The 26,354-nt window shown below is 57.8% G+C and carries 27 protein-coding genes and 1 riboswitch; of the genes, 12 read left to right on the top strand and 15 right to left on the bottom strand.

Annotation, left to right across the window (positions count from 1 at the left end; translation table 11 throughout):
- Positions 1-46 precede the first annotated feature (46 nt).
- Entirely contained in the window at positions 47-970 is a 924-nt protein-coding gene (locus FIV03_RS16610; protein WP_209009683.1) for a PfkB family carbohydrate kinase, read from the bottom strand.
- A 235-nt stretch (positions 971-1,205) separates the two neighbouring features.
- Between FIV03_RS16610 and FIV03_RS16615 the strand changes: the two genes are divergently transcribed.
- A complete protein-coding gene (locus FIV03_RS16615) occupies positions 1,206-1,412 on the top strand; it encodes a hypothetical protein (RefSeq protein ID WP_152510332.1) in 207 nt (68 codons plus the stop codon).
- A gap of 41 nt (positions 1,413-1,453) precedes the next feature.
- Here FIV03_RS16615 and FIV03_RS16620 read toward each other — a convergent pair whose 3' ends face one another.
- Positions 1,454-2,659: a hypothetical protein gene (locus FIV03_RS16620; protein WP_152510333.1), complete on the bottom strand. Its 1,206-nt coding sequence runs from the start codon at positions 2,657-2,659 to the stop codon at positions 1,454-1,456.
- A 248-nt stretch (positions 2,660-2,907) separates the two neighbouring features.
- On the opposite strand from FIV03_RS16620, the gene FIV03_RS32050 reads away from it, so the two are divergent.
- From FIV03_RS32050 to alaS, 6 genes are all read left to right on the top strand, one after another.
- Positions 2,908-3,069 (top strand): Com family DNA-binding transcriptional regulator, encoded by a 162-nt coding sequence (locus FIV03_RS32050; protein WP_353622189.1) that lies wholly within the window; start codon positions 2,908-2,910, stop codon positions 3,067-3,069.
- Positions 3,036-3,743, top strand: a complete 708-nt coding sequence (locus FIV03_RS16630) for a site-specific DNA-methyltransferase (RefSeq protein ID WP_152510335.1) — start codon at positions 3,036-3,038, stop codon at positions 3,741-3,743. The genes FIV03_RS32050 and FIV03_RS16630 overlap by 34 nt, the downstream gene beginning before the upstream one ends.
- Positions 3,744-3,809: 66 nt before the next feature.
- On the top strand, positions 3,810-4,436 hold the full coding sequence (locus FIV03_RS16635) for a hypothetical protein (RefSeq protein WP_152510336.1): 627 nt from the start codon (positions 3,810-3,812) through the stop codon (positions 4,434-4,436).
- 73 nt (positions 4,437-4,509) lie between these two features.
- The gene (locus FIV03_RS16640) at positions 4,510-5,295 is read left to right on the top strand and encodes a hypothetical protein (RefSeq protein ID WP_152510337.1); all 786 of its coding nucleotides are present in this window, start codon (positions 4,510-4,512) and stop codon (positions 5,293-5,295) included.
- Between the two features lie 230 nt (positions 5,296-5,525).
- Positions 5,526-6,596: a recombinase RecA gene (gene recA, locus FIV03_RS16645; RefSeq protein WP_031269221.1), complete on the top strand. Its 1,071-nt coding sequence runs from the start codon at positions 5,526-5,528 to the stop codon at positions 6,594-6,596.
- A 353-nt stretch (positions 6,597-6,949) separates the two neighbouring features.
- Complete coding sequence (alaS, locus tag FIV03_RS16650; protein WP_152510338.1) at positions 6,950-9,607, top strand: alanine--tRNA ligase; 2,658 nt, start codon at positions 6,950-6,952, stop codon at positions 9,605-9,607.
- 546 nt (positions 9,608-10,153) lie between these two features.
- On the opposite strand, the gene FIV03_RS31885 is transcribed toward alaS, so the two are convergent.
- Entirely contained in the window at positions 10,154-10,279 is a 126-nt protein-coding gene (locus tag FIV03_RS31885; RefSeq protein ID WP_023000808.1) for a hypothetical protein, read from the bottom strand.
- Between the two features lie 191 nt (positions 10,280-10,470).
- On the opposite strand from FIV03_RS31885, the gene FIV03_RS16655 reads away from it, so the two are divergent.
- The gene (locus FIV03_RS16655) at positions 10,471-11,802 is read left to right on the top strand and encodes a cyclic nucleotide-gated ion channel (RefSeq protein WP_209009684.1); all 1,332 of its coding nucleotides are present in this window, start codon (positions 10,471-10,473) and stop codon (positions 11,800-11,802) included.
- Positions 11,803-11,819: 17 nt separating this feature from the next.
- Here the strand turns inward: FIV03_RS16655 and FIV03_RS16660 are convergent, their stop codons facing one another.
- The 6 genes from FIV03_RS16660 to FIV03_RS16685 form a co-directional block, all read right to left on the bottom strand.
- Positions 11,820-12,257: a hypothetical protein gene (locus FIV03_RS16660; protein ID WP_152510340.1), complete on the bottom strand. Its 438-nt coding sequence runs from the start codon at positions 12,255-12,257 to the stop codon at positions 11,820-11,822.
- Between the two features lie 148 nt (positions 12,258-12,405).
- Complete coding sequence (locus FIV03_RS16665; protein ID WP_152510341.1) at positions 12,406-13,038, bottom strand: glutathione S-transferase family protein; 633 nt, start codon at positions 13,036-13,038, stop codon at positions 12,406-12,408.
- The gene (locus tag FIV03_RS16670) at positions 13,035-13,841 is read right to left on the bottom strand and encodes an ABC transporter permease (RefSeq protein ID WP_152510342.1); all 807 of its coding nucleotides are present in this window, start codon (positions 13,839-13,841) and stop codon (positions 13,035-13,037) included. Before FIV03_RS16670 ends, FIV03_RS16665 begins: the two co-directional genes overlap by 4 nt.
- Positions 13,838-14,446 (bottom strand): ABC transporter ATP-binding protein, encoded by a 609-nt coding sequence (locus FIV03_RS16675; RefSeq protein WP_152510343.1) that lies wholly within the window; start codon positions 14,444-14,446, stop codon positions 13,838-13,840. The genes FIV03_RS16670 and FIV03_RS16675 overlap by 4 nt, the downstream gene beginning before the upstream one ends.
- A gap of 142 nt (positions 14,447-14,588) precedes the next feature.
- Positions 14,589-15,806, bottom strand: a complete 1,218-nt coding sequence (locus FIV03_RS16680; RefSeq protein WP_152510344.1) for an NADP-dependent isocitrate dehydrogenase — start codon at positions 15,804-15,806, stop codon at positions 14,589-14,591.
- A 223-nt stretch (positions 15,807-16,029) separates the two neighbouring features.
- Positions 16,030-16,470, bottom strand: a complete 441-nt coding sequence (locus FIV03_RS16685) for an Rrf2 family transcriptional regulator (protein WP_152510345.1) — start codon at positions 16,468-16,470, stop codon at positions 16,030-16,032.
- 131 nt (positions 16,471-16,601) lie between these two features.
- On the opposite strand from FIV03_RS16685, the gene FIV03_RS16690 reads away from it, so the two are divergent.
- Both FIV03_RS16690 and FIV03_RS16695 read left to right on the top strand, forming a co-directional pair.
- Positions 16,602-18,023, top strand: coding sequence for an MFS transporter (locus tag FIV03_RS16690; RefSeq protein WP_152510346.1), 1,422 nt, complete (start codon positions 16,602-16,604; stop codon positions 18,021-18,023).
- Positions 18,024-18,485: 462 nt separating this feature from the next.
- On the top strand, positions 18,486-20,588 hold the full coding sequence (locus FIV03_RS16695; RefSeq protein WP_152510347.1) for an EAL domain-containing protein: 2,103 nt from the start codon (positions 18,486-18,488) through the stop codon (positions 20,586-20,588).
- A gap of 35 nt (positions 20,589-20,623) precedes the next feature.
- Here FIV03_RS16695 and aroQ read toward each other — a convergent pair whose 3' ends face one another.
- Together aroQ and FIV03_RS16705 are read right to left on the bottom strand one after the other, a co-directional pair.
- Positions 20,624-21,148 (bottom strand): gamma subclass chorismate mutase AroQ, encoded by a 525-nt coding sequence (gene aroQ, locus FIV03_RS16700; protein WP_152510348.1) that lies wholly within the window; start codon positions 21,146-21,148, stop codon positions 20,624-20,626.
- A 50-nt stretch (positions 21,149-21,198) separates the two neighbouring features.
- The gene (locus tag FIV03_RS16705) at positions 21,199-21,432 is read right to left on the bottom strand and encodes a hypothetical protein (protein WP_023000821.1); all 234 of its coding nucleotides are present in this window, start codon (positions 21,430-21,432) and stop codon (positions 21,199-21,201) included.
- A 324-nt stretch (positions 21,433-21,756) separates the two neighbouring features.
- A riboswitch (cobalamin riboswitch) is annotated at positions 21,757-21,968 on the top strand.
- Between the two features lie 53 nt (positions 21,969-22,021).
- On the opposite strand from FIV03_RS16705, the gene FIV03_RS16710 reads away from it, so the two are divergent.
- On the top strand, positions 22,022-22,702 hold the full coding sequence (locus tag FIV03_RS16710; protein ID WP_152510349.1) for an energy-coupling factor ABC transporter permease: 681 nt from the start codon (positions 22,022-22,024) through the stop codon (positions 22,700-22,702).
- 93 nt (positions 22,703-22,795) lie between these two features.
- Here the strand turns inward: FIV03_RS16710 and FIV03_RS16715 are convergent, their stop codons facing one another.
- Both FIV03_RS16715 and FIV03_RS16720 read right to left on the bottom strand, forming a co-directional pair.
- Positions 22,796-23,281, bottom strand: coding sequence for a YHS domain-containing (seleno)protein (locus tag FIV03_RS16715; RefSeq protein ID WP_023000823.1), 486 nt, complete (start codon positions 23,279-23,281; stop codon positions 22,796-22,798).
- A gap of 181 nt (positions 23,282-23,462) precedes the next feature.
- The gene (locus FIV03_RS16720; protein WP_152510350.1) at positions 23,463-23,834 is read right to left on the bottom strand and encodes a hypothetical protein; all 372 of its coding nucleotides are present in this window, start codon (positions 23,832-23,834) and stop codon (positions 23,463-23,465) included.
- 183 nt (positions 23,835-24,017) lie between these two features.
- Between FIV03_RS16720 and FIV03_RS16725 the strand changes: the two genes are divergently transcribed.
- Complete coding sequence (locus tag FIV03_RS16725) at positions 24,018-24,965, top strand: AraC family transcriptional regulator (RefSeq protein ID WP_152510351.1); 948 nt, start codon at positions 24,018-24,020, stop codon at positions 24,963-24,965.
- A 6-nt stretch (positions 24,966-24,971) separates the two neighbouring features.
- Here the strand turns inward: FIV03_RS16725 and FIV03_RS16730 are convergent, their stop codons facing one another.
- Both FIV03_RS16730 and FIV03_RS16735 read right to left on the bottom strand, forming a co-directional pair.
- Positions 24,972-25,688: an HAD family hydrolase gene (locus tag FIV03_RS16730; RefSeq protein WP_152510352.1), complete on the bottom strand. Its 717-nt coding sequence runs from the start codon at positions 25,686-25,688 to the stop codon at positions 24,972-24,974.
- Positions 25,685-26,185, bottom strand: a complete 501-nt coding sequence (locus FIV03_RS16735; RefSeq protein WP_152510353.1) for a MarR family transcriptional regulator — start codon at positions 26,183-26,185, stop codon at positions 25,685-25,687. The genes FIV03_RS16730 and FIV03_RS16735 overlap by 4 nt, the downstream gene beginning before the upstream one ends.
- Between the last annotated feature and the right edge of the window lie 169 nt (positions 26,186-26,354).

Consider the following 26,354-nt stretch of genomic DNA (forward strand, 5'->3'; position numbering starts at 1 on the left):
TAGGCGCAAGGCGGAGATGCGCCAAGATTGGAATTTGTCCATATGGTCAAAAGCTGGCGAGGGCATCCCAGGAGAGCTCTTCCGCGAGGGCGCCGGTGCTGCGCAAGGTCAGGGCTGCAGCTGCAAGGCCAAGAGGGACTGCTCGCGTCAGGCCATAGCCTCTGGCGAGCGCCGCGACTGTTCCGGCAGTTAATGCATCGCCAGCCCCGGTGACATCGACGATATCTGTTTGAAGCGGTGCGAACCGGTGAAGTTTCCCGCTTTCGAGCACCAGCACATCAGATGCTGCACTGGTCAGGACAAAACTCTTGAGGCCGGTCTGCGACAAGGCCGCCGCGAGGTCTTCGGAAGACGTGTCGCGGGAAAGCCCTGTAAGTGTGGCCGCTTCGCCGCGGTTCAGCATCAGGCAATCCAGTTTGCCGAGAACCCCACGCAGCCGGACTGCCTTGGCATCCGAAACGGCATTGGCAACAAGACGCCCAGGCAAGGCACGCCCCGTCAGCCGGACCAGCATTGCAGCGGGCAGGTTGGCATCCAGAAACCAGATCGTATCGTCCGTCGCGGTTGCTGCGAGGTCCATGACGATACCGTCGAAGAGATCCTCCGGAGCTTCGGACAGAACACGGTCGTCAACGCAGGCGGCCGCAAGATCGCCTGCCGGATTATGCAGCGCGAGGTACTGGCCCGTTGCGAAACCTTTCCGGGCCTTCACATGCAGCTCGAGCCCTTCCTGGCTGAGCTGGCGGGAAAGCATGTCTGCAGCGCCGTCTTCTCCAACCGCTCCCACAAGGCGTGTTCCAACCCCGAGCCGAACCAGTGCACGGGCAATGTTCGTGGCAACGCCGCCAGGCTTCGCACTCAGTCTCGACGGGGTTGACGTTTCAGGGCGGATCGGCTCGCTGGCATGGGCGATCGTATCGTAATGGATCGCACCGATTGCGATGACGGGGGAGGAGATGTCTGAAGTCACGTTCTGGACTGTCTCATGAAAAGCCGGCATCAGAACAGAAGCGTTCGATGCGCCGGTACTGGCAACCGTTGAAAGCGCGGGCTAGCAGATTAAGCGGGGGGCGGCAACAACCTGGTACGATCCGAAAAAGGGACACCTGAAACAGGAAACGCAGAGCATCGGGAAGAAAGGCGGCGCATATGCGCCCAAGCATCTTACACCGACTGAGACTGAAGCCAAGAAAACGGCCGGCGCGGTGGCGTCTGCCTTAAGCCGATGGACCGGCTCCGGGTCTTTCGAGATGCGCGGCAACCCGTTTGCCGTTGCCGGCGCTTCGGTCACCTTGACTGGCTTCGGAGCTGCGATCGAAAGCATCAAATGGGTTTCAACCGTGGTCACTCATACGATTGATCCGGAGGGGGGCGGTTGGACAACGATGGTGGAAGTGGAGACGAAAGAGTGACGCGCGAGTTCGTTTCAAAAGTCTACTTAACGTTATTTAAGCTAGTCGGTTTTCCCTTCAGTATCGGTCAGAGGTCCGAACAAACCGCCAAAAGTTGTTTGTCCGGATGGTTTGACGTCAATGTCGTTTTGTTGTGCAAATTCTTCGAATGTTTTTTCGGTTTCATCCAACAATTCAGGTGGGCGTGCGGGATCGTAAGTACATCCGCTGAAAGAGTTAGATTTAAAAAAAACAGTCGAAAGTCCAGCAGACGAGAAATCACAAGATCGAAATATGCATTTTTGTGGAGCCGAAAGTACCCAACCGAGAAGACCTGCGAGGCTAACTGCCGGTCTAATTTTATAGCTTTTAAACTCACAATTTACAAAACGGCCGTCCATTGCTTCGATTGCATGCGAGTTCCTAAGGCCACTCAGATCCGAGCTCATGTTGTCGAAGACACAGTTAGCGAAGTGCCATCGATTTCCGGCTTTGTTCATTGTATCGATCGCTTCGTCAGAGAATTTAATACTCGCGCCTCTAATGAACTGATTTGGTATTTCACTTATTGGAACAAAGCTCGGTTTCTCCGAGAATGGATTGGTGCCAAGACTGGGTTCAGAGAAGGTGAACAGAATTGTATCTGTGAGAATCCGAGGGGGGGAATGTTCCGCACATTTTCGGAATATTTTTCGGATCTGATTGCTTCTTCTGATGCTGTCGGCACGTATAGCTTGACTCTCAGAATACACCCCCATCTGGGAGGCAACGACCTCATCGGATATCAGCTGAAGCGCATAGGTGGAATACTTATCGTTGGCTGCGGTGGCAACAGTTTCAAGCATGGCAATCGCCATGGTCTTATTACGCTCTTCTGGTTTTTGCAGGAGCTCGTTTGCCTTCTCAAGCAGAAGTCCAAGCTCAATTTCATCTTTGCTATCATTGGCCCGCTTCGCTTCTTCAACCTGTCTAGCGGTGATTACACCCCGCCACAGAACAGAAAAGAAGGTCGCTGCGGCCGCAAGGCCGACAAGGAAGGGAGTCGCAGCTCTTGCGCGCTTATCAAAATCTTCTCCTCCGAAGACAAAGACGTAGAGAAAAGCAAGCATGTATCCAGAGACAGCTATTGCTATCATGAGCAGCGTAATTTTTTTCCAGTCTCGCTCACCCAATTCGGATGCAACATCAGCGTAGTGAAGAACGCGGTTCCACTTTTGCGAAATGTGGTTTTTTCTAAAGAAACGCCAATAAACTCTGAGGCTTTTCATTTTGGTTTTCCCCGTTTTCACGGACACAAGCCGCTGATCGTCTTTCCGGCCGTTTTGCCTCCCTGATGGACGGTCCGGACCAAGGTCCGGACGGCGGGCCTCCAACGCCAATCTTCAGCCCGCCCGGTAGCCTAAGACAACCACCGCGCCCGGTGCATCGCGCGATGCTCGGGTTTTATGGATGAGTCGCCATAAGGTTGTCACTCACGATGAATGAAATCCGCTGCGGCTCTTGCCGCAAACTCTTGATGAAGTCGGCCGAGCGAGCGATTGTTGGCCCTGTAGAAATTAAATGTCCCCGATGTGGGACGTTGAATAACCTGAGGCCCCTAGAGCCCTTCTCCGAACGCCCAGAGCGCCATATTCCGGAGAAAACATGTCCTGGCAACTCTTCCAACAAGACGCCCTGACTTGGCTGCATGATCAGTCAGCCGAACAATATGACGCCCTCGTTACCGATCCGCCGTACAGCTCTGGCGGATTGCATGCCGGCAGCCGAACGGCGGACAGTGCCAACAGCAAGTACGTGAATGACCCCAAAAAGTATCCGGAGTTTTCAGGCGAAAACCGCGACCAGCATTCCTACATGCTCTGGTCAACCCTTTGGCTCACTGAAGCCTACCGCGTTCTCAAGCCCGGCTCACCGTTCATCGTCTTCACTGATTGGCGGCAGCTTTCGGTCATGATCGATGCAGTCCAGGCAGCCGGGTTCACCTACCGGGGGTGTGTTCCCTGGGACAAGACGGAAGCCTGCCGTCCGGCCAAAGGACGGTTTCGCCAGCAGGCTGAGTTCATCCTGTGGGGATCTAAAGGGGCTTGGCACGATAAGGATGGTCCCACCTATCCAGGGGTCATCCGTTGCGGCGTAATGGCAGCAGGCCCCAAACTTCATACCACGGGTAAACCGCTGCCTTTGATGGATGCACTCGTCCAGGTGTGCCCACTTGGCACCGTGCTCGATCCCTTCACAGGTTCTGGTACAACCGGTGTTGCAGCCCTTCGCGCTGGCCGCCGTTTTATCGGTTGCGAGAGGGAAGCAGCTTATTACGACATTGCTAGTCAGAGGCTTTCAAAGGTGGTGTGAAGTTTTCATGATAATAGCATTTCGCTTACGTTGTCCGACACCAGAGCAAAAACGGAAGTCAATTCAATGGCACCATTGAGTTTCAATGTGATCGGTTTCACCTTCGTGAAACGCATGAAAGCGCTTTACGAAAGCTATCGCGTAGCGGCCAAAGAACTGACGATTTCACTTGGTGCCAAGGTGCGTCAGCTAGAGGACTACAAACTCGGTGTAACAAATGGTTCTCCGCCTATCGAAGAACGCGATGAGGACGGATACCTCCTTTGGTCGCAAGAGCAAGTCTTGGAACTCGACATAGATGCGATCAACGACGCGCTCCACGGTCTTCGGAATAGTTTTGCGATTGCAGTCTTCCATGCTTGGGAAGCTTCCATTCAAATGCAGTCTCGCTTTAAGGCTGGTGAAAAGGCCACTATCAAAAGCTACAACGAACTAGTAAAAGCCGCATCTCTTATGAACATTCAAGTTCAACCTGAACTTCGTAAGATTTGCACATTGGTAAACTTGCTGAAGCATCAAAACCCCATCCTAGGAAAAAAACTGGCGTCTCAATGGCCAGAAGTACTACCCAGCAATGTTGCGACTGGAATTAATGTCGATTGGTACGAAGTGGTTCGACTTAGTGACGCAGATATGGAGTTTGTTTTCGATATAGTTTCTAAATCGGGACCGGACGTCGGACTCACAGCTTAAGAAAAATTTGTTAGAGGTGCAGTTTGCAGTTGTTGGGTCATGCAGATCCCGTTGCATCTGAGGTGGATCACTTATGACATCTAAAAACGAAAAACTCGGGCGTTCATCGACCATAAATTGGATGTTCCTTGGATCAGCAGCTTGGGTCGCATTAGGCGTTGGCGTCCTCTGGTTGAGTTCATCCGAGTGCGATTCTGATGTTCAAAAAGCGGTAATATCTTGCCTAACCGCAAACGAACTGGGTGACTTCTTGGCGGGCTTTTTTGCACCGCTTGCTTTTGCATGGTTGGCCTATGCCGTTGTGATCCAATCAAAGGAACTTTCAGCACAAAAAGAGGAGTTACGGCTAACTCGCAAAGAAATGGAGTTGACCAGAGAGGTCGCAATCGAAGCCAAAGACGCGACACGCGCCCAGGCGGAGGAAGCACGACGCAGTGCAGAGTTGTTTGGCACACAAACGAAGTTGATGGAGGAAAACCAGCAGAGTGAACGCCAGGCTAGGGCACACGAAGACTTTGAATATCTCGTATCTTCGCTAAGCCAGACGCTATTCGAAGCTGCAGTTTTATTGACACCGAAAAACATGGTGGGAGTTCGACGGGAGGAGGGAGTGCGGGGGTTCCTAGTCTCATTGAACCATTGCAATGCGATTTTATCTCAGTGGAGAGAAACCACCGATCCATCTCCTATCGATCGACAAATGCAGGGGCTGGCAAAAGCAGGAAATGTGGCCAAGGCTTTTGCAGACCTACTTCCGGAACTTTCGAACGTCGACAAACTCGTTTTCAAGGATTGGGGCTTACTAGAGCTAAGCAGGCTAATTGAAGAGGTCAATTCCGAAAAGTTGGTTGCCAAGTGAAGTTGCGCGAATCGCCAAACGAAGTTGCGCGCTACAGGAATCACGGGATGTTCCAATCAATAGATTACGCTAGGTAAGTTCTAAAATCGATAAGTGAGAACATATTGGAAACAAACAGCCATTTTCATTTTAATACCAATCGGTTTTGCCGACTTGTCAAATGAGAACAAAATGTGTACAAAGGCTCTCATTGAAACGGCGCGTCCATCGTGGAATAAGGAGCGTAAGCCATGTCGCAAAGTACACTTCGTCTCGTAGAAAGCAGCCAGATGGATAAGACAAAAGCGCTGGACGCAGCGCTCAGCCAAATCGAACGCGCCTTCGGCAAAGGTTCCATCATGAAGATGGGGCAGGGCCAGGTGGTTGAGGTGCAAGCCGTCTCGACCGGGTCGCTCGGACTTGATATCGCGCTTGGGATCGGCGGTCTGCCGCGCGGCCGTATCGTCGAGATCTACGGGCCTGAGTCTTCGGGTAAAACCACGCTTGCCCTGCATGCGGTTGCCGAAGCCCAGAAGACCGGTGGTATCTGCGCCTTTGTCGATGCGGAGCACGCGCTGGATCCGATCTATGCACGCAAGCTTGGCGTCGATATCGACAATCTGCTGATCTCCCAGCCGGACGCTGGTGAACAGGCACTTGAAATTGCCGACACGCTGGTGCGGTCCGGCGCCATCGATGTTCTGGTCATCGACTCGGTCGCCGCGCTGACGCCGAAGGCAGAACTCGAAGGCGAGATGGGCGACAGCCTGCCGGGCATGCAGGCCCGTCTGATGAGCCAGGCTCTTCGCAAGCTGACTGCTTCGATTTCCAAGTCGAAGTGCATGGTGATCTTCATCAACCAGATCCGCATGAAGATCGGCGTGATGTTTGGTTCTCCGGAAACCACGACCGGCGGTAACGCGCTCAAGTTCTATGCCTCCGTCCGTTTGGATATCCGCCGTATCGGTGCGATCAAGGACCGGGACGAAGTGGTCGGCAACCAGACCCGCGTGAAAGTCGTCAAGAACAAGCTTGCGCCTCCTTTCCGTCAGGTGGAATTCGACATCGTCTATGGTGAAGGTGTCTCCAAGACCGGCGAACTCATTGACCTCGGCGTCAAGGGCAACATCGTTGAAAAGTCGGGTGCCTGGTTCTCCTACAACAGCCAGCGTCTTGGCCAGGGCCGGGAAAACGCCAAGCAGTTTCTGAAGGACAATCCGGAAATTGCCGATGAAATCGAACTTGCGATCCGCCAGAACGCCGGCCTGATCGCCGATGCGATCATTGATCCGGACGCTGCATCGGAAGAAGCCGAGGACTGATCCTCAGCTTCCGGTTAGCGCTTACAAGAGCTCCGGACGTTTGTCCGGTCTTCCAAGGGCCTCCTTCCGCACTCCGGAAGGGGGCCTTTTGCTTTTCGGGACCCGCAACGGAGCGAAATCGGAAGAGGTCAGATCCTGTCGGAGCGATTGTCCTGCGCATGACGGCAGCCTTCATTCCGGAAATCGCCTGTTTCCCGGTAGCTTTCCTTTGGGTCGGGTCCGTGCAACCGCTGGACAGGGTTGGAGGTGAAAGTTAAAAGGCTGTTCCGGCGCGGATCGGAGACCCGGATCCAGCGCCTTCAAGATTTTCAACAGGCCCTCATATGCGGGGCTGTGACCGATGCGAGATCCGAATGACCGGCGTAAATGAAATCCGCTCTGCCTTTCTGGACTATTTCAAGACAAACGGCCACGAAGTGGTCGAGTCCGGGCCGCTGGTGCCGCGTAACGATCCGACCCTGATGTTTGCGAACGCGGGCATGAACCAGTTCAAGAACGTGTTCACCGGCCTGGAAAAGCGCGACTATTCCCGTGCGGTCACGGCACAGAAATGCGTTCGCGCCGGCGGCAAGCATAACGATCTGGATAACGTCGGTTACACCGCGCGCCACCACACCTTCTTCGAGATGCTGGGCAACTTCTCCTTTGGTGATTATTTCAAGGACCAGGCGATCGAACTGGCCTGGAACCTCGTCAACAAGGAATTCGGCCTGCCGAAGGACAAGCTGCTGGTAACCGTCTTTGCCGAAGACGATCAGGCGTTCGATCTTTGGAAGAAGATCGCAGGTCTCAGCGAAGACCGGATCATCCGTATCGCGACGTCGGACAATTTCTGGTCCATGGGCGATACCGGTCCGTGCGGCCCGTGTTCCGAAATCTTCTACGACCATGGCGACCACATCTGGGGCGGCCCTCCGGGCTCTGCGGAAGAAGATGGCGACCGGTTCATCGAGATCTGGAACCTCGTCTTCATGCAGTACGAACAGACGCCGGAAAAGCGTCTCGACCTGCCACGTCCGTCCATCGACACCGGCATGGGCATCGAACGGATCGCCGCTGTCATGCAGGGCGTCCACAACAACTACGACATCGACCTCTTCAAGGCACTGATCGCGGCGTCCGTCAACGCAACGGGTGTTGAAGCGGAAGGCGACGCCACCGGCAGCCACCGCGTGATTGCCGACCATCTGCGCTCCACGAGCTTCCTGATTGCCGATGGCGTGCTTCCGTCCAACGAGGGTCGCGGCTATGTGCTGCGCCGGATCATGCGCCGCGGCATGCGCCACGCCCATCTTCTGGGTGCGAGCGAACCGCTGATGCACAAGCTGGTTCCGGCGCTGGTGCGTGAAATGGGCCGTGCCTATCCGGAGCTGAGCCGCGCTGAAGATCTGATCACAGAAACGCTGAAGCTGGAAGAAACGCGTTTCCGCAAGACGCTGGAGCGTGGTCTCGGCCTGCTGGACACCGCAACCGAAGGCCTTGAGGCCGGCGGTCGTCTGGACGGGGAAACCGCGTTCAAGCTTTATGACACCTACGGCTTTCCGCTGGACCTGACCCAGGACGCGCTCAGAACGCGCGACATTTCGGTTGATACGGATGGCTTCGATGCTGCAATGGAGCGCCAGAAAGCGGAAGCCCGTGCGGCCTGGTCCGGGTCTGGCAGCGCAGCGACGGAGGCAGTCTGGTTCGCACTGAAGGAAAAGCACGGCGCCACGGACTTCCTCGGCTATGAGACCGAGACGGCCGAAGGTGTCGTTGCCGGTCTTGCAGCTGAAGACAAGGAAGTTGCCAAGCTGTCTGCAGGTGAAAGCGGTTTCGTGGTTCTCAACCAGACGCCGTTTTACGGCGAAAGCGGCGGCCAGGTGGGCGACACCGGCTGGATGCTGGCCAATGGCGTCAAGGTTGCCGTGACCAATACGCAGAAGAAGGCCGAAGGGCTCTTCGTTCATTCGGTCACCGTGGAAGAAGGCGAGCTGGTTCCGGGCCTTGCCCTGGAACTGAAGGTCGACCATTCCCGCCGCAAGTCGATCCGGTCCAACCACTCGGCTACGCACCTTGTGCATGAGGCCTTGCGCGAGGTCCTTGGCAATCACGTCGCTCAGAAGGGTTCGCTGGTAACGCCGGAGCGCCTGCGGTTCGACTTCTCGCATCCCAAGCCGGTGAGCGATGAGGAGCTGGCAACGGTCGAGGGCTTTGCCAACGAGATCGTGCTGCAGAACGCGCCTGTCGATACACGCCTGATGGCAGTCGATGATGCTATCGAAGCTGGCGCCATGGCTCTGTTCGGCGAGAAATACGGGGACGAGGTTCGCGTCGTTTCCATGGGGACCGCTCTCCATGGCCCCAAGCAGGGCAAGCCTTATTCGCTTGAACTGTGCGGCGGTACACATGTGAAGCGTACCGGCGACATCGGTCTGGTGACACTGGTTTCCGAAGGTGCGGTTGCTGCCGGCGTTCGCCGTATCGAGGCGCTGACTGGCGCAGAAGCCCGTGAATATCTGGATGCCCAGGACAAGCGCATGCGCGAACTGGCCAGCCTGCTGAAGATCAGCGCTGACGATGTTCCGGCTCGCGTGGCTCAGCTGGTTGAAGATCGCAAGAAGCTGGAGCGCGAACTGGCGGATGCCAAGAAGAAGCTCGCCATGGGCGGTGGAGCGGAAGGCGGCGCGCCGGTGAAGGACGCCGGCGCGTTCAAGCTGATGGCGCGTATCGTCGAGGGGATCAACCCGAAGGATCTGAAAGGCATGGCCGACGAGGCCAAGACCCAGCTCGGGTCTGGCGTGGTCGTTCTGATCAGCGTTGCCGAAGACGACAAGGCCGCCATCGTGACTGCCGTCACGCAGGATCTGACCGACAAGGTCAGCGCCGTGGATCTGGTGCGGATCGGTTCGGAAGCGCTCGGCGGCCGCGGTGGTGGCGGTCGGCCTGATATGGCACAGGCCGGTGGACCGGATGGGTCCAAGGCCGACACAGCCGTTGCCGCAATCGAGGCACACCTCACGGGGCTCTGATGGTCCTTCGGACAATCAAAATTGAAAAGGGCGGTCCCATCAGGGCCGCCCTTGTTCGTTTAAGATGCTCGGGCACTTCCCGGGGCGAAATTACACAAGCCCCTCCTTGGTCATCCCGGACACAGCAAAGCGAAGATCCGGGGACGGAGAGCCCTATCGCTCTCGGCATGGCCTCTTGAGGTCCTGCAAGGCTTGTCGCTCCCCGGTCCCGGCTCGCGCTTCGCTTGGCCGGGATGACGACGGAGGGGATATTGGTTGTTTTGTGGGGAAGGCGGCCCTACTGGCGCTTTTCCCGCTCGCCTGAAGGCATCAGGTCTTTTCCTCGCTACCAAGTTCAAACATGCCCCTCTTTGGTCATCCCGGACGCAGTGAAGCGAAGATCCAGGATCGGGGAGCTCTATTGCTCTCGGTATCGCCTCTTGAGGTCCTGCAAGGCTTGTCGTTCCCCGGTCCCGGCTCGCGCTGTGCTTGGCCGGGGTCACGTTGGAGGGGGGCGTCGTTTGAGGTGACCTGGTCAGGGCTGCCTCTGGTGGCCTGCCGGTTGGTTCAGTTCAGCAAAGCAGTCACTGCCAGCGCGGCTGCTGCGAAGAACGTCGAGACCAGCAACATTTTCAGCACGATGTGGTGAGGCGTGGTTTCTGCGGCGCGAACCTTGTCGGTGTCTATGGTCATGGTGTCCTCCTTCAGTTCGGTTGGCTATCCATGGAGATGGGGCCTGCGACAAAATTGCCCAATCACGTTCCGCTCACCCCTATGCACAGCTTCGTGCGGCGCGGTGAGGGCTGTCCGCGTGGAGAGCTTTGTCGTAGCCTGTCTTTCGGCTATTCATGAAAACGCGAGCAAAATCAGAAACGGGGGGCTCGGTGTCCGGCCACGAATTCAAACGGGCGCTCTATGAGGTGCTTGAGGACACGGGCAAACGCCGCATCGGCGCGCGCTTGCTGCGGAACTTCCTGATCGTCCTCATCCTGATCAACATCGCGCTTGCGGTGTTGGAAACCGTGCCGGAAATCCGAGACATCCTGAGCACGCATCTGCGTCTGATCCAGTTGGGCAGCGGACTTGTCTTTCTGGCCGAATACGTCATGCGTCTTTACGTGGCCGATCTCCATCCGCCGCTGCGCCGTTACGGGCCGGTGTTTTCCAGGCTGCGTTATGCGATCCAGCCAGATGCGATCATTGATCTGATCGGGGCCCTGCCGCTTTTGTTCGTGTTGTTCCTGCCCAATCAGGCGGTCACGATGGTCGTCATCCTGAGGCTGCTGCGCTTCCTGAAGCTGGCCCGGTATTCACCGGCGTTGCGTTCGTTGATTTCCGCCGTCGGCAACGAGCGCAGGGCTCTGCTCGGATCGAGCATGATCATCTTCGGGGTCATCCTGATGGCTGCCACCTTGATGTATCTGATCGAGCATGACGACCAGCCGGAAAAGTTCCGCAGCATTCTGCACGGCATCTATTGGGCGATTACCACTGTGACGACCGTCGGCTATGGCGATGTCGTGCCGGTCACCAATCTCGGCAAGACGGTTGGGGGTATCGTCATGCTGATGGGCTACGGGCTGATAGCCTTGCCGGTCGGCATCATTGCTTCGGCCTTTGCCCGGGAAATCCATAGCCGGGATTTTGTCGTCACCTGGTCGATGGTGGCGCGCGTGCCCTTGTTCGAAGACCTGAAGGCGACGGAGATTGCCGAAGTTGCGAAGTTGCTGCAGTCGCTTCGCGTGCGCAAGGGCGGTACGATTGCCGAGCAGGGCGATGTTGCGGACAAGATGTATTTCATCGCCGACGGAGAAGTCGAAATCCGGCTGCAGCACGACACGGTCTATCTGGGAGAAGGCAGTTTCTTTGGCGAATTGGCACTGATCAATCAGACACCCAGAACCGCGAAAGTGGTCGCTTACAAGGATTGCCAGCTTCTGGTGCTGGAAGCGGAAGCCCTCAAACACCTGATGGACAGGGATGAAGGGCTGGCCAAGAAGATCATGGATGAAGCGCGAGACCGTGTTGCGGCGGGAAAACGTGTGCTGGGCGAGCTGGCGGAAGAGGAACTTCAGCAGTCGGGCGTGTTTGCATCTTCAGAGAACACCGACCAGGAGCCGGAGCTTTTCCAGGGGGACGATTCCAAGGACGAAGCCGACTCTGAAGATGACATGATGGAGGAAGTTGCCGGAACGCAGAAGGATCCGGCAAAGTAGGCCTGTCGAAAGGGCGCTCAGTAGGGTGTCAGGCCACGGGGTACCTGGGCGTAGAGCGGATCGCCCTGCCAGAAGACATCTGTCGGGCCGACGACAAAGTCGACCAGGTTCCATCGGTTAAACTGGTAACGCAACAAGGCGAAGGTGACGAGGCCATCCATATACTCCGCCTGCGAGGCGAACGTCGTGCGGGACAGGTCAATGACGCCACCACCTGGGCGCTGCGGCGAAACCTGGACGAAAGCCCAGCCATGGCCGGAACGCATCCAGTTGACCACGAACTCGACCGGGGGCCCCACCCTTGCTTCCATCATCGGACGCATCGCATCGAGTATGTCCTTGCGCTCGGCAGTGCCGCGGGAGGGCTCGTGGACTGTTTGTGCCGATGCTGCCAAACCGGCACACATCAGCAAAAGGCTGCTCAAGAAAACAATTACAAGCTTTTGAAACTTCATCTAAAAATCCCCTTCTTCATAAAATGATTCAATGTTGTGCCTGCCTGAATGTAAATGGAGCAACGGGCGTCGTGGAACGGCAAAAGACTAACATGTTTGCAGTGGTTCTGACCTGCGGAAAAGATAAAGGCCTGACGCCTAATCGCACTCAACCAGACGGTTCGGTTTTTCTGAAACTGTCGCGTTCCTTGAACATCTGCAGCCATGAGGACAGCTTCGGCGCCGAACGCAGAAGCAACCGGCCTTCTTCTGACAGCTCGAAGAGAGCAAGCATCGGGACCGCATGGCAGTCGGCGAGGGTGAGTTGATCGCCCATCAGGAATGGACCTTCCGTCACAAGCGCTTCCAGTGTTTCGACGATCGTTCTTGCCCGGCCGAGCGCCGAGGCGATCTTGACTTCATCCGCGGGGGCGCCGCCAGAGGGCTTTGACACCCGTTCGACGAAGATGTCCCAGACGAGGGTCTTGTAGGCGTAATTGTCGAGGATGGAGAGAAGCTGAGCCATGCGCGCCCGCGGTTGTGGAGAGGCTGGCTGAAGCGGAGGGCCGTCGAAGGCTTCATCGATGTAGCGCAGGATGGCCGCTGTTTCGAACAGGGTGAAGTCGCCATGCTTCAGTGTGGGGATCTTGCCGAAAGGCTGCAGCTCAAGATAGCTTTCCGGCGGTCCACCCGGGGCAAACACATCGATCGGGACAAGCTCGTAGGCGATCCCCTTTTCGATAAGTGCCATTCGGGCCGAGCGCACATAGACCGAATAGTCCGCACCATAAAGTTCAATCATCGAGACCCTCCGTTCAAACGGTCGAGACGCAGCCTGTCACGGTTGTCGGTCAGGCGCCACACGCTGGCGAAGGTAGCGCCAAGGACACCGAGGCCGGTAGCGCCGCCAAGCAGAAACATGATCATGAGCTGGTATTTGACTGCTTCACGCGGATCGACCCCGGACAGGATCTGCCCTGTCATCATTCCGGGCAATGACACGACGCCTGTTGCCGCCATGGCGTTGATGATCGGCGTGAATCCTGACCGCAGTGCCTGACGGGAGAAGGGGCGTGTCGCTTCCCAGCGGGTGCAGCCCAAGAGCAACTGGGCTTCCACGTCGCGTCGCCCGCGGGCAAGCGACGTGTGAAGCGTATCAAGGCCGAGGCTGACCCCGGTCATTGTGTTGCCGAGCACCATGCCGAAAAGCGGCAGTGCATATTGCGGCATCCAGACCGGGTCGGGGCGGATGAGCCCTGCCAGGGCGTAGATCGTGACGAGCGTGCCTGCGACCAGCATGACGGCGACGCCGAGCCCCGGGCCCCAGAGGCCAGCAAGGCGACGGTCCTGCCGCGCCCAGATTTCGCGCCCTGCGAAAGCCAGCATCACGGCAGCAGCCAGCAGTGTCCACAACAGGGATCCGGCAAAGAAGATTGCCTTTAGGACAAGCCCGACCAGGATCAGCTGCACGCTCATTCTCAAGGCCGAAATGATGAGCGTGCGGGTGAGGCCGAGATCAAGCACGATCGAAAAAACCGCGTTCAACAGCAGGAACACCGAGGCGGCCACGAGGTCCCAATAGGTGAGGGCGAGATAACCGGTCACGCGGGCGCCCCCTGGCCAGCACCTGCCGTCAGCTGGCCTTTTTCCATGACAAGCCGTCGTGCCCCGAGCCGTTCGGGCTGGCCGGGGTCGTGCGTGACGATCAGAAGGGCGCGATTGGCAGCAAGCTGGTGTTTCAGGAGAGTTTCGACCAGGTCAACGGAAGGCGGGTCCAACGCGGAGGTGGGTTCATCCAGCAGAAGAACCTGCGGTGCTGTCTGGAGAGCGCGCACAAGGGCAAGGCGTTGGCGCTCACCGGTGGAAAGCCGGGAGACCTCCCAGGGGAGCGCATCGGCAAGACCAACCTCGCGCAGCAGGTTGGGAAGGTCGGAAGTTTCGGCGAAATGATCCTGAACACGGTCCGCCCACCAGCCGCTTTCGGCAGGCACGTAAGCCACCTTTCGGCGCCATTCAGGAGCCGGCATGGCGTCGCGCACCGTGCCATCCAGGGCAACATGGCCGGTGCTTTCATCGAGATCGGCAATTGCTCTGAGAAACAGGGATTTGCCTGCGCCGGAGGGTCCTGAAATCGCAACGGCTTCGCCCGCTTGCAAGGCAAGGTCCAGGGGGCCGATCAGAGGCGTCTTCAATTCGCGGATCGTCAACACCGTCCTCTCCTCTGGCTACCAGCCGGGTGAGCCTAGCGCGGGCCGGGAAGAGGGACAATCGGCAGGTTGTTGTTGGGCCGAAAGGCAAAACACCGCGGACAATGTCCGCGGTGTCGCTCCTTCGGCCTTCACAGGCAATGCCTTAGTGTGCGGCCATGGCCTTGGCCAGGTTCTCGTCGATCTTGTCCAGGAAGCCGGTAGTGGTGAGCCAGGCCTGATCCGGGCCGACGAGCAGGGCAAGGTCCTTCGTCATGTGGCCGGCTTCCACCGTGTCGATGCAGACCTTTTCCAGCGTCTGGGCGAAACGGGCAAGCTCCTGGTTGTCGTCGAGCTTGGCCCTGTGCGCGAGCCCGCGGGTCCAGGCGAAGATCGAGGCAATCGAGTTGGTCGATGTGCTCTCGCCCTTCTGGTGCTGGCGATAGTGGCGTGTGACCGTGCCGTGGGCGGCTTCCGCTTCCACCGTCTTGCCGTCCGGTGTCATCAGAACGGACGTCATCAGGCCGAGCGAGCCGAACCCCTGGGCAACCGTGTCTGACTGGACGTCACCGTCGTAGTTCTTGCAGGCCCAGACGTACCCGCCGGACCATTTCAGAGCGGAGGCGACCATGTCGTCGATCAGCCGGTGTTCGTACCAGATGCCGGCTTCCGCATACTTGTCCTTGAATTCGGCCTCGTAGATCTCCTGGAACAGGTCCTTGAAGCGGCCGTCATAAGCTTTCAGGATCGTGTTCTTGGTGGAGAGGTAACAGGGCACTTTTCTGTTGAGCGCGTAGTTCAGCGAAGCGCGGGCAAAATCGCGGATTGAGTCGTCGAGATTGTACATCGCCATGGCGACGCCGGCGGACGGCGCGCCATAGACTTCGTGTTCGATCACCTGTCCGTCTTCACCGGTGAAGGTGATGGTCAGCTTGCCCTTGCCGGGAAAGCGGAAGTCGGTGGCGCGATACTGGTCGCCAAAGGCATGGCGGCCGACGATGATCGGCTGGGTCCAGCCCGGCACCAGGCGCGGCACGTTCTGCATGATGATCGGCTCACGGAAGATAACGCCGCCAAGGATGTTGCGGATCGTGCCGTTGGGCGAACGGTACATGCGCTTCAGGCCGAATTCCTCAACCCGCGCTTCATCCGGTGTAATGGTGGCGCATTTGACACCGACGCCATGTTCCTTGATGGCGTTGGCCGCATCGACCGTGATCTGGTCGTCGGTCTCGTCGCGTTTCTGGATCGACAGATCGAAGTAGAGCAGGTCGATGTCGAGATAGGGGTGGATCAGCTTGTCCTTGATAAAGGCCCAGATGATCCGGGTCATCTCGTCGCCGTCGAGCTCGACGACCGGATTGTCGACTTTGATCTTTGCCATGGGACGCATTGCCTCGCGGGTCTGGAAAATGGGAAGGCGAAACGGAAATCTGAATGGTGCGAGTTGTACCTGATTTCTATTGTGTGCGCTTGTATACAATGTTGCGTCGCGAAGCAAGGGGGCTGTTCAGTTTGCTCCGGACCATGCCTCGAAGAAGGTTCTTGAATGGAAGTCTTCATAGGTGTTCCGAAGATTGCCCAAGGTTTGCGGCTAAATTTCGGACCTAAAGTTTTTCCTGATGCTCCCGGATTTCCTGCGCATGCGGCCGTACCAGATCGGCCACCGTCACTTGCCCAAGCTTTACCTGGAACGTTTTGCGTGCCGCCTCCAGCGCGGCTGAAGTTGCCCGGTTGGCGGCCTGTTCCAAAAGGCAGGTGGGGGCGTCGGCGGATTGACCGACGGCAAAAAGCTGTGGTGAGCCGAGGGCGGCATAGACCTCTGCCAGAGAGATGCTGTCCAGGCTCTTGGCCAGCACCCAGCCGCCGCCATGACCCTTGGTGGCCCCGACGAAACCCGCTTCCCGCAGCCCCGCCATGGTGCGCCGGACCAGGGAAGGGTTGGTGTTGAGCATCTTCCCGATCTGATCGGACGTCACAGGGGCTTCTGTCTGGTCCAGATGCAGGAGCACGTGAAGCACGCGCGGCAATCGGCTGTCGGTTCGCATGGAAATCTCCGTTTGGAAAACCTTATGCCGGATTCGGTTACGTGACAAATCAAGGCACATGAGATTGACGTGCGTGATTTTGTAACTTTATAAGTAACAAAATCGAGTTCACGCCTTGCCAGGAGTTCTGAATGTCACTTTTGTTTGACGGTGCGACCAGGGAGAGGCGCAATCGCTGGGCGGCGCTGGCCGCGCTCTACCTTGCCATGTTCATGAATATTCTCGATGTGTCGGTGGTCAATCTGGCGCTGCCGTCCATCCGCCGGGGGCTTGGCGCCACGGACACCCAGCTGGAATGGGTGCTGGTTGTTTATGTACTGGCCTTTGCCGCCGGTTTGCTGCCTTTCGGCCGGTTTGGAGACGTGGTCGGCAGGGGGCGGGTCTTCCGCTGGGGTGTCGCCGGGTTTACCGCCAGTTCCCTGGCATGCGGTCTGGCGCCTGATATAGGCACCCTGATTACCGCCCGCGGCCTGCAGGGGCTCTGCGCGGCAATGATGGTGCCGCAGGTACTTGCCATTGTTCACGTGATCTTTCCGGCAGAGGAAAAAGGCAAGGCCATCGGCCTGTTCGGCTCCGTCAGCGCACTTGGGGCCGTGGCGGGGCCGCTGGTGGGCGGGGCAATCGTGGCGGCCGATGTCTTCGGGCTGGGCTGGCGGCCGATCTTTCTGATCAATCTGCCTGTCGGGCTGATCTCGCTGGCCGGCGCTCTTCGCTTTCTGCCGCACCTTGAGACCGAAAACCGGGTGACGCCGGATTGGTCCGGAACGTTTCTTTTCGCCCTTGCAGTGCTGTCGCTGGTGTTTCCGCTTGTGGAAGGCAGGCAATTCGGCTGGCCGTTCTGGTGTTTTGCCTTGATGGGGCTAAGCGCGGTTCTGGCTGTTCTGTTCTACCGGCTGCAGGTTCAGAAGGCGCGCCTCGGCCAGGCGCAGCTTCTGCCGGTGCTGCTGACAGGGGACCGCGTGTTTGTTGCGGGCGTCGCGTTTGTCGCGCTGTTCTTTTCCGGTCTTGCAGGCATGTTCTTCATGATGGCGCTCTTCCTGCAGGCAGGCCTTGGATTATCGCCCATGACAGCCGGGCTCATCCTGGCGCCACATCCGGTTGGCGTCATCCTTGCGTCCGCGATGACAGGCCGCTTCGGAGCCCGCTATCAGGCGGCAAGGATCAGCCTTGCCATGCTGGCTGTTTTCTGCGGTCTGGTGGCGGTGCGCCTGCTCGTTTCCAATGGGACATCGGCAAGCCTGCTGGTGTTGCCATTCCTGATTGTCGGACTTGGAACGGGAACGGTGATCCCGGCATTGTTCCAGCTCGTGCTGTCGCGGGTTTCCGGACCGGATGCGGGAGCAGGGTCCGGAGTTCTCCAGGCCTTCCAGCAGATCGGCATGGCGCTTGGCATCGCGGTGCAGGGCCAGATCTTCTTCCAGGTTCTGGCGGCTGGTCGTAGTGAGGCTCTGTACCGGGATGCCGCGGCTGCAGCGTTGCTCTATCCGGCGAGTTCGTGTTTCGGGCTGGCTGTGCTTGCCGTTGGTCTTGCCTGTAAATTCCGCTCTGGATGAATTGTGGATTCAATGCTGCTGCTGGCGGACAGCACTGGCGCGTGCGGGCCGCTTTGGACAACAAACCTGAAAAACTGCCCACGAACCAACAATGTCAAGAACAGCATTTTCAGAAGCTGATCAGACGCACGGCGATTTGAGGCGTTGGTTGTGAGTCCCATCCAGCGGTACAGAAATCGGATCAAGTTGAGCGTGTGATCGATTCAAATCTTCCGTAGATGCCGGTCCGGATTGGTAATTCTACGCGGGCAAGGTTTCTCGTGAATTTAGTAGTGATTAGGAAAAATTGACGAGCAATTTGACCGACGTGAAAGAAATAGATGCTCGTGGGTTCAATAGTTCCAGAATAGGGCCGTATTTCCTCTTTCAGGTTCAGAATTTGTTGAGGCGGGTGCCGAAACACTTCTGGTATCGGGTCGCACTTCGACCCGGGCAACGCAATGGACCGAAGGGGCTTGTTTCGTGCTCGAAACCGTTCGATCAAGAGGAAACGCGCTGTTCAAGCGCGTCTTTGTGCGGGCAACGCTTTATGGCGTGTTCGGATTGCTGGCTTTTTCGCTGGTTCTGATCGGCATCGATTATCTGACACAGACGGACAAGATCGAGGAACGCCTTGCTCGGACTGCTCACGACAAGGCGCTGTTTGTCACCAATATCGCGGCGCGCGAAATCGCCAACAAGAACTATGGTGAAGTCGAGCGGCTTTTGAATGCGATTGCGGGTGACAAATACATCATCGCAGCCAAGGCCTATAGCCGTTTCGGTCAGGAGTTTGCCAGCGACTTCACCTCCGCAGAACCCTCGAGCGCCGTGCAGTTCAACGAAGACGCCCTGAATGTAGCGCAGTCGGGCAAGGCTCAGTATTCGGAAACCGCCGACATGATCGAATACATCCTGCCGGTTTCCCGCAGCGGGGAAGTGGTGGGGTCCGTTCTGGTGCGCATTTCGAAGCACGAGCTTGCGGGCGTTCTGAGGGAAAAGATTGTTCAGGTGGTATTGATCCTGGCGGTTCTTCTTCTTGCCTTCGTACCCGTGATTGCTGCCCTCATGTACCGGGCGACGGCAGGTGTCAGCCGCGTGACGCAGGCAGCCAATGAGGCCGCAGCCGGCTACCTCGACTGCAATCTGGAAACTGATGCACCGGGCGAGGTGGGTGACCTGCAAACCGCGTTCCGCGGAATGATGGTCAAGCTGCGCGAGAACATTCTGCGGATCGAGGAACTCGCCTACACCGATCGCATCACCGGTTTGCCCAACAGGGCCAAGCTGGACAATGTCGCGATGACGCTGATCGACCTGCGCCCCAAGGAAACAGGCAGCGTTCTTTACATCGGACTGGACCGCTTCAAACTGATCAACGACATGCACGGGCATGCCGTAGGCGACAAGCTGTTGCGGCTGGTTGGCAACCGGTTGGCTGTACTGGTCGACGAGCTGGCCAAGCCTCTGACGTCAAAACCCCCCTGCGTTGCCCGGTTTTCCGGCGACGAATTCGTCGTACTGTTACCCGGCGTCGATGATCTGCCGACGCTTGCCAAGTTGTCCAGAACGATGGTCGAGCGGCTGGGTGGGGCCTATAGAATTGGGCGGCTTTCCCTTTCGCTGACCGTCAGCGCGGGGATCGCGAGATACCCGGAGCACGGTACAACGGCCGAGGAAGTTCTGCGAAACGCCAACATGGCCATGTATGAAGCAAAGGGGGCAGGCAGGGCTCAGTCGATCGCCTACAACGATATCATTCGCGAACGGATGACCGAGCGCGAACAGATCCGGCACAGGCTGCAAAGCGCGCTGAGAGACCGCACGCTATCCGTTCACTACCAGCCGAAGGTCGACATTTCGTCCGGCAAGATTGTCGGTTCTGAAGCGCTGCTGCGCTGGAACGATGCCGAACTCGGGTCCGTGCCGCCCTACAAGTTCATTCCCGTGGCAGAAGAATGCGGCCTGATCGTTCCGATCGGGGAATTCGTGCTGGCATCCGCGCTCTCCGACATGAAATCGCTGCACCGGCAGAATGTCGATGTATCTGTCGCCGTGAATGTTGCGCCGGCGCAGCTGCAGGCGAAGGGATTTACCGGCAGAATGCTCGGGATCATTGGCGAGAGCGGGTTCTCGACGGAGAAGCTGGAACTGGAAGTGACGGAATCGAGCCTTGTCGACTATTCGCAGAACCTTCTGGATCAGATCCTGCCGATCAAGAAAGAAGGCGTCAAATTTGCAATCGACGACTTCGGCACCGGCTATTCCTCGCTGCACAGTCTCGCAAGCATGCCGTTCGACACGCTGAAGATCGACCGGTCCTTCATCATGGACATTGCCAATTGCGAGGATCGACGGACCATCGTCGAGCTGATCCTGATGCTGGCAAGACAGCTCAATCTCAACACCGTGTCGGAAGGGGTCGAGACCCAGTTGCAGATGGATTACATCAATCTGTGGGGCGGGACGCTCGGCCAGGGCTACTTGTGGAGCCCGGCGGTGCGGTTCGGCGAGTTCTCGCGAATGGTCATGAAGCGGCAAGGAGAGGCGAATGCGGCCGAGCCCTGGAGGCAGGCAGCCTCCTGAACTCCGATGAGGAATGTCCTGACGGCCGTATTTGCCTAGTCGTGTACGTCGACCAGACCTTCAAACAGAGCGTTTTTTGATCCGTCGGACAGGCATTCCACGGTCAGCGCCTCCGTGAAGGCCTGCTGGTCAGAGGCTTCGACGGGGCTTTCTGCGAGTAGCGTCAGGATCTCGTTGCCCAGGCGCAACAGCTCCGGACGGACATCCTTGATCAGGTCGGGTACGTTCTGCGGACGAGCTTCACCGCTCTCCCAGCGTTCGATCCAGCAGGTTTGAATGTCCTTGGCCGCATCGATCTGCGCCTGGAAAAACAAGGTGACATTGTCAGCCGACAGGCCGTTTTCGACGGCCTTTTCGCGGGCTGCATCCAGCACCACCTTTTCCCTCGGCAGATCCTCGACAGGTTTGTCGTTATCCGCTTTCCAGGCTGCAACCGACTGCATGAACGAAAGACGTTCGTTGATAGCGCCGAACAGCTTGTCAGGTGCCGCCCAGCCAGGAGTGACGGTGGCAGCAAGAAGCGATACCGCGAGAGCGGTCAGGGGAATCGATTTCAACATGGCCGAAGACTTTCACAGGTCACCGCCCGCGGCAAGTCTTTGGTTGTGGTCTACTTCTTTTCAACCGAACGGCTGATCTCGGTGATCACGCCGAATGCGACGGCGGCCATGATCTTCAATAGTCCGCTGTCGAGCGCCTGTTCGCGTGTCAGATTGCCAAGGAAAAAACCCGGTCTTGGTTCAGTGACTGCACCCAGAGTAACGCCGGCCAGAAGTGCCAGCTGAATGCAGCCAAGGAAAAAGACGACACCAGCGATAAGCGTTCCCAATTTGGTAAAGGGCATTGCAAACTCTCATGATGTGCTTTGTATGCGAGTGAGGTTATCTTTCGTTAGGGTTTCTGCAAGTAAAAATCACAATTACCCTAAATACAGAAAAGTTTAATAAACAAAGGTTTTGATTTTTATCTTTGATTGGATGCTTCAAAGGTCAGATTTTTCAGGTGGCTGACGCAATTTCCTGAAGAAGTGTTTCGAGATCTGAAGCTTGTCGATGGTGCTGATCCGGCTGATTTCGGTGGCGGCCTTCAGGCGGCAAAATTTCGGTGCAATGTCGCATTCAGACCGAATATGGCGAAAATTCGCTTGCAGAATATCGCCAATCCTTGCAAATCTAGACGATGCGATGGTTTCGCCCGAACAAGCGTAAGGGCGGATGAAATGGGAACACGGTGAGGCGTACCCAACAGGGACCAATACCGTGGCTGCCCCCGCAACTGTATGCGACGAGCAAAGCCCTACAAGCCACTGGAGCGATCCGGGAAGGCGGGCGGCGCAGAGACTCGCGAGCCAGGAAACCTGCCATCCAGCGGTCCCATCGGGGCCGGTTCACACCATCTGCTCGCGCACGGAGGGTGCGCAAAGGAGAAATGACATGCATATCGAACCGGGCATCGTCGACGGTGCCAAAATCGTACTCAGCTACGGTACCGCGGCTGCTTCCTTCGGCCTTCTGGGCAAAATGGCTCTCGACACGATCCGCAAAAGCGGCGTTCTCAGCCTTGCCGTTCGCTCCGTCATCACGACGGTTGCCGTATTCTGCTTCTTTGAAATCCTGCCGCATTACCCGGTCGGTGTTTCCGAAGTGCACTTCATCCTGGGCTCCACGCTGTTCCTGATGTTCGGCGCTGGTCCGGCAGCAATCGGCCTTGCTGCAGGCCTTCTGCTTCAGGGGGCGCTGGTTGCTCCTTTCGACCTGCCGCAGTACGGCATCAACGTCACCACGCTGCTTGTGCCGCTGTGGGGTGTCAGCCTGCTGGCAAACCGCATCATTCCGGAAAAGACCGCCTATGTTGACGTTTCCTACGTTCAGGCACTGGCTCTTTCCACCACGTTCCAGGCCGGTATCGTTGGCTGGGTCGCGTTCTGGGCATTCTACGGCCAGGGCTTCGGCGCCGAGAACATGGTTTCCGTCGGTTCCTTCGGCTTTGCCTACATGCTGGTGATCCTGGGCGAGCCGCTGGCTGACCTGGCTGTTCTGGCCGCTGCCAAGACCCTGGCACCGCTGACGAAGAACCTTGCTTTCGAAAACAGGCTGCACAACGCGGCAGCTTAAGTCTTCGGCTTTTTGCTGAATTCAAGTCACGAAGGGCGGCCCCGGGGCCGCCCTTTTTGTTTGTCGTTCCGACGACGCCTTGACAACGAACAATCAGAGCTTCGTTGCCTCGGTGGAGCGGATCTTCTTCCAGTTGGCTTCCGCCTTGGCGATGGTACCGGACTGGTCTTTCTGGAACTCGCGGAAGATGGCCTCGTTCAGGAACAGATAAAGCTTGCCGTCGACAACGGCCGCGAACTGCGGATCGCCGTCGAACTTCTTGCCGACTGAAACACCGAAGGTGCAGAAGCCGCCGTTTTGCGGCAGGTACTGATCCGGATGCGCGGTAAAGGCATCCATGGCTTCCTGCGATGCGAAGTAGTAGGCAACACCGTCGTGGACGGCCGTATATTGTGCGGTTCCGTCAATCCGGTTGCCCAGGCTGACAAAGGCCACGGGGTCGACACCATGAAGACCGAGCGGGCTGCCGGCGGCGGTCAGGCCGCTGGAGGTGTTGTATTCGTCCGCGGCCATTGCCGGGGCCGACAGAGCGGCAAGAGACAGCAGCGTTGCGGCAATGGCGGATTTCATCAAGGACATGTTCTACTCCTGAAAGAGTGTGAAGGTTGAAGGCCGGATTTGCTCCGGTGTCTCTACCTTGCGTCCGAAGCTGAGGCGTCTCCATGTTCGCAAGTTCCCGAAGATTTGCAGATCGTCCGGATTGCAGCTCAAAAAAACACCGGCGTGAAGGCCGGTGTCATTGTGCGCTGAAGGGGGGCTGTCAGGCGGCCTGCGCAACCGTTTCCTGCGGTTTGGCAAGGCTGACCACTGTCAGAACGGCAATGGCGTTTACCAGGTAATAGGCGAAGTCGAGGCCGGTGAAGCCAAGTGCGAAGGGAGCTGCCAGGAACACGATGCCGACGGCAAAATCGACCGCCAGATGAACCGAATAGGGCAGAATGCGGATGATGCCGGTCTGGTGATCTGTCAGGATCGTCAGCGCCAGGGCCGCAAAGCCTGTCAGGAACGATAGCCAGAAGGCGATCGGGTTGGATTGGCCGAGATCAAGGAATACGGGCAGGGAAATAAGGCCGATCGCGACGGGATAATCGAGATAGGCGTGCATGGTCTTGGTGACGAAGCGAACAGACATCTTTCAGGTGCTCCAGGTTGGTTTCATGCGGGCGAATTGCCCACGAGCCCAAAGATGTTGGTCGACTTCGGTTCTATCCATGCACGAAAGTCCCTGAAAATTGACCGATCGTCCGGGAGCCTTGCGCTTTGCGGTGTTGAGGCAAAAATGCGGGAGTAGCACTTCAACCGGAACCGGCCTTTCATGAAACATGACGCCCTGACCCAGATCCTGGATGCCTTGAAGCTACGAGGATCCGTCTATTTCCATACCTGCTTTTCGCCGCCCTGGGCCGTGCGGGTGCCGGCCTTCGGCAATGTCGCGCGGTTTCACATGGCAATGCGTGGTGGCTGCTGGCTGGCGGTGGATGGTGTTGAAAAGCCGATCCGCCTTGCGACCGGCGATCTCGCCGTCATTCCGCACGGGGCCGCTCATATCCTGAGCGATGAACCGGACCGTCCCGCGGCCGAAGTGGACGAGGTCGTGCGGCAATCCGGTTATACGGGGGAAGGCGCGCTCTATTACGGCGGTCCGGACGAGGAGCTGGCCTGTAAACTGTTCTGTGGCCATTTCGAATTCGAGGAAGGCTCGGTCCATCCGCTGCTCGATGCCTTGCCCGCCGTCATTCATCTGCCCAACACACAGACGATGAACGCCTTCTGGCTGGAAGCAGTGATGCGATTTGTTGCCAGCGAGGTGCGCGCCGGGCAGCCGGGGTCCGAGGCGATCATCCACCGGTTGACGGAGATCATCTTCATCCAGGTGGTGCGAACGTTCGTCGACAGGGAGGGGGACAGGGCCGGATGCCTGGCGGCTGTGCTCAACCCGAAGCTCGGGCGCAGCATGTCCAAGATCCATCTGGCGCCGGAAAAGCCCTGGACGGTGGAGAGCCTTGCCCGGGAGGCTGGCATGTCCCGGACGGTTTTTGCAGACAGGTTTACGAACCTCGTCGGCATGACGCCGCTGGCCTATGTCACCCACTGGCGCATGGAACGGGCACGGCGCGACATTCGGGAGACGGATCTGCCCCTGATCGATATTGCCGAAAACATCGGCTACAGCTCGGAAGCCGCCTTTAACCGGGCCTTCAAGCGTCAATTCAACCAGACGCCCGGACAAGTGCGACGGCAGGGCCCGGCAGTGCCAGCCTGATGTGAATCAGTTGGCGGCCAGATAGGCCGGCAGATCGGCAACGCTCTCGAGAACGGCATCCGCCAGGGTTTCCAGGTCGTGGCGCGCGCTTGTGCCCGTCAGGACACCGATACATAGTCCGGCGCCCGCCGAACGGGCCATTTCCAGATCATGCGTGTTGTCGCCGACAACGGCGATCCGGTCCACTGCAAGACCTGTTGCCTCCGCAAAGCCGCGAACCATGCCCGGTTCCGGCTTCGGGCCAAAACCCGTGTCGTAACCCGTGACGAAGGCAAAACGGGGCGCAAGCCCGGTGCCGGCGAGAAAGGCCCTAATGGCCGCTTCGCTGTCGCTGCTGGCAACACCCAAAGTGAACCCGGTTCCGCTCAAGGTCTCGACCGCATCAGGAATGCCGGGGAGCGGTGCTGCATCATGCATGCAGCCGATGAATACCCGGTCGAGATCTGCGGTCAGCGGGCCTTCCTGAAAATCAGCACCGCAGGCAATCCAGGCCGCCGCGATTTCCGCAGAGTTGCCGGCTGCAAGCAGGGACCCAGCCGCGGACTTTCCGGTCACCAGATCCATGCCGGTCTGTTCCAGCAACCTGTCGGCCAGGGCGCGGTCGCCTCTGGCTGCATGGAGCGAGGTTTCGCGATAGGCCGGTGCCCATGTCGCGTCGAAATCCAGCAGGGTGCCGTCCTTGTCGAAGAGGATGGCGGTGATGTTGCCTGTGAGGTTGTTCAAGTCCGGTCTCCCGTGGATTTCAGGTTGGACCGCAATGTGTCGAGGGCGGATTTCAAATCCTCGAAAGCCTTTTCCGAAAGACCGGATGCCTCAGCCACACACTGCGGCACGGCAGCCGCCTTTTCCCGAAGCGCTTTACCCTTGGCTGTCAGGCAGACATTGACGACGCGCTGGTCCTCCAGATCGCGGACGCGGGAGACAAGCTCCATTGCTTCCAGGCGTTTAATCATCGGTGTCAGCGTGTTGTATTCCAGGCTGAGCGCATCGCCGATATCCTTGACCGTCCTCTCGTTTCTGCGCCAAAGCAGGGTCATCACCAGATACTGCGGATAGGTGAGGCCGAGCTCCTCCAGCAAAGACCGGTAAAGGTGATTGAAGGCCAGATTGGCCTCATAGACGGCAAAACAGAGAAAATCGTCGAGATCTCCGCCTAAGGCGTCCGGGCCGGTGTTCTTCAAGGGCTTCGAGGCGCCCTTGTTTTCAGTGCGTTCTGACATGAAACGTTCCTAAGCAGCATTTTTTTTCTTGGCAAGCGTTGACAGAGCGAACTTGCCGATACATATACATCGCACACGATTAAATCGTACACGAGTTAAATGGAGATCATCCGATGGAAAACAAGATCGTTGGGCCGCAGGTCAACCGTCGCCAGGCGCTGATTGGCGG

Origin of the sequence: Labrenzia sp. THAF187b, assembly GCF_009363375.1 — a bacterium.
GTDB classification, from domain to species: Bacteria; Pseudomonadota; Alphaproteobacteria; order Rhizobiales; family Stappiaceae; genus Roseibium; species Roseibium algicola.

Coding starts and splice junctions, on each gene's coding strand:
- aroQ (WP_152510348.1), bottom strand. CDS start 21,148: ATGTTGAAATCGATTCCCCTGACCGCTCTCGCGGTATCGCTTCTTGCT.
- recA (WP_031269221.1), top strand. CDS start 5,526: ATGTCGCAAAGTACACTTCGTCTCGTAGAAAGCAGCCAGATGGATAAG.
- FIV03_RS32050 (WP_353622189.1), top strand. CDS start 2,908: ATGAAGTCGGCCGAGCGAGCGATTGTTGGCCCTGTAGAAATTAAATGT.
- alaS (WP_152510338.1), top strand. CDS start 6,950: ATGACCGGCGTAAATGAAATCCGCTCTGCCTTTCTGGACTATTTCAAG.
- FIV03_RS16630 (WP_152510335.1), top strand. CDS start 3,036: ATGTCCTGGCAACTCTTCCAACAAGACGCCCTGACTTGGCTGCATGAT.
- FIV03_RS16660 (WP_152510340.1), bottom strand. CDS start 12,257: ATGAAGTTTCAAAAGCTTGTAATTGTTTTCTTGAGCAGCCTTTTGCTG.
- FIV03_RS16620 (WP_152510333.1), bottom strand. CDS start 2,659: ATGAAAAGCCTCAGAGTTTATTGGCGTTTCTTTAGAAAAAACCACATT.
- FIV03_RS16735 (WP_152510353.1), bottom strand. CDS start 26,185: ATGTCAGAACGCACTGAAAACAAGGGCGCCTCGAAGCCCTTGAAGAAC.
- FIV03_RS16640 (WP_152510337.1), top strand. CDS start 4,510: ATGACATCTAAAAACGAAAAACTCGGGCGTTCATCGACCATAAATTGG.
- FIV03_RS16690 (WP_152510346.1), top strand. CDS start 16,602: ATGTCACTTTTGTTTGACGGTGCGACCAGGGAGAGGCGCAATCGCTGG.
- FIV03_RS16635 (WP_152510336.1), top strand. CDS start 3,810: ATGGCACCATTGAGTTTCAATGTGATCGGTTTCACCTTCGTGAAACGC.
- FIV03_RS16665 (WP_152510341.1), bottom strand. CDS start 13,038: ATGATTGAACTTTATGGTGCGGACTATTCGGTCTATGTGCGCTCGGCC.
- FIV03_RS16685 (WP_152510345.1), bottom strand. CDS start 16,470: ATGCGAACCGACAGCCGATTGCCGCGCGTGCTTCACGTGCTCCTGCAT.
- FIV03_RS16680 (WP_152510344.1), bottom strand. CDS start 15,806: ATGGCAAAGATCAAAGTCGACAATCCGGTCGTCGAGCTCGACGGCGAC.
- FIV03_RS31885 (WP_023000808.1), bottom strand. CDS start 10,279: ATGACCATAGACACCGACAAGGTTCGCGCCGCAGAAACCACGCCTCAC.
- FIV03_RS16725 (WP_152510351.1), top strand. CDS start 24,018: ATGAAACATGACGCCCTGACCCAGATCCTGGATGCCTTGAAGCTACGA.
- FIV03_RS16715 (WP_023000823.1), bottom strand. CDS start 23,281: ATGTCCTTGATGAAATCCGCCATTGCCGCAACGCTGCTGTCTCTTGCC.
- FIV03_RS16710 (WP_152510349.1), top strand. CDS start 22,022: ATGCATATCGAACCGGGCATCGTCGACGGTGCCAAAATCGTACTCAGC.
- FIV03_RS16720 (WP_152510350.1), bottom strand. CDS start 23,834: ATGTCTGTTCGCTTCGTCACCAAGACCATGCACGCCTATCTCGATTAT.
- FIV03_RS16705 (WP_023000821.1), bottom strand. CDS start 21,432: ATGCCCTTTACCAAATTGGGAACGCTTATCGCTGGTGTCGTCTTTTTC.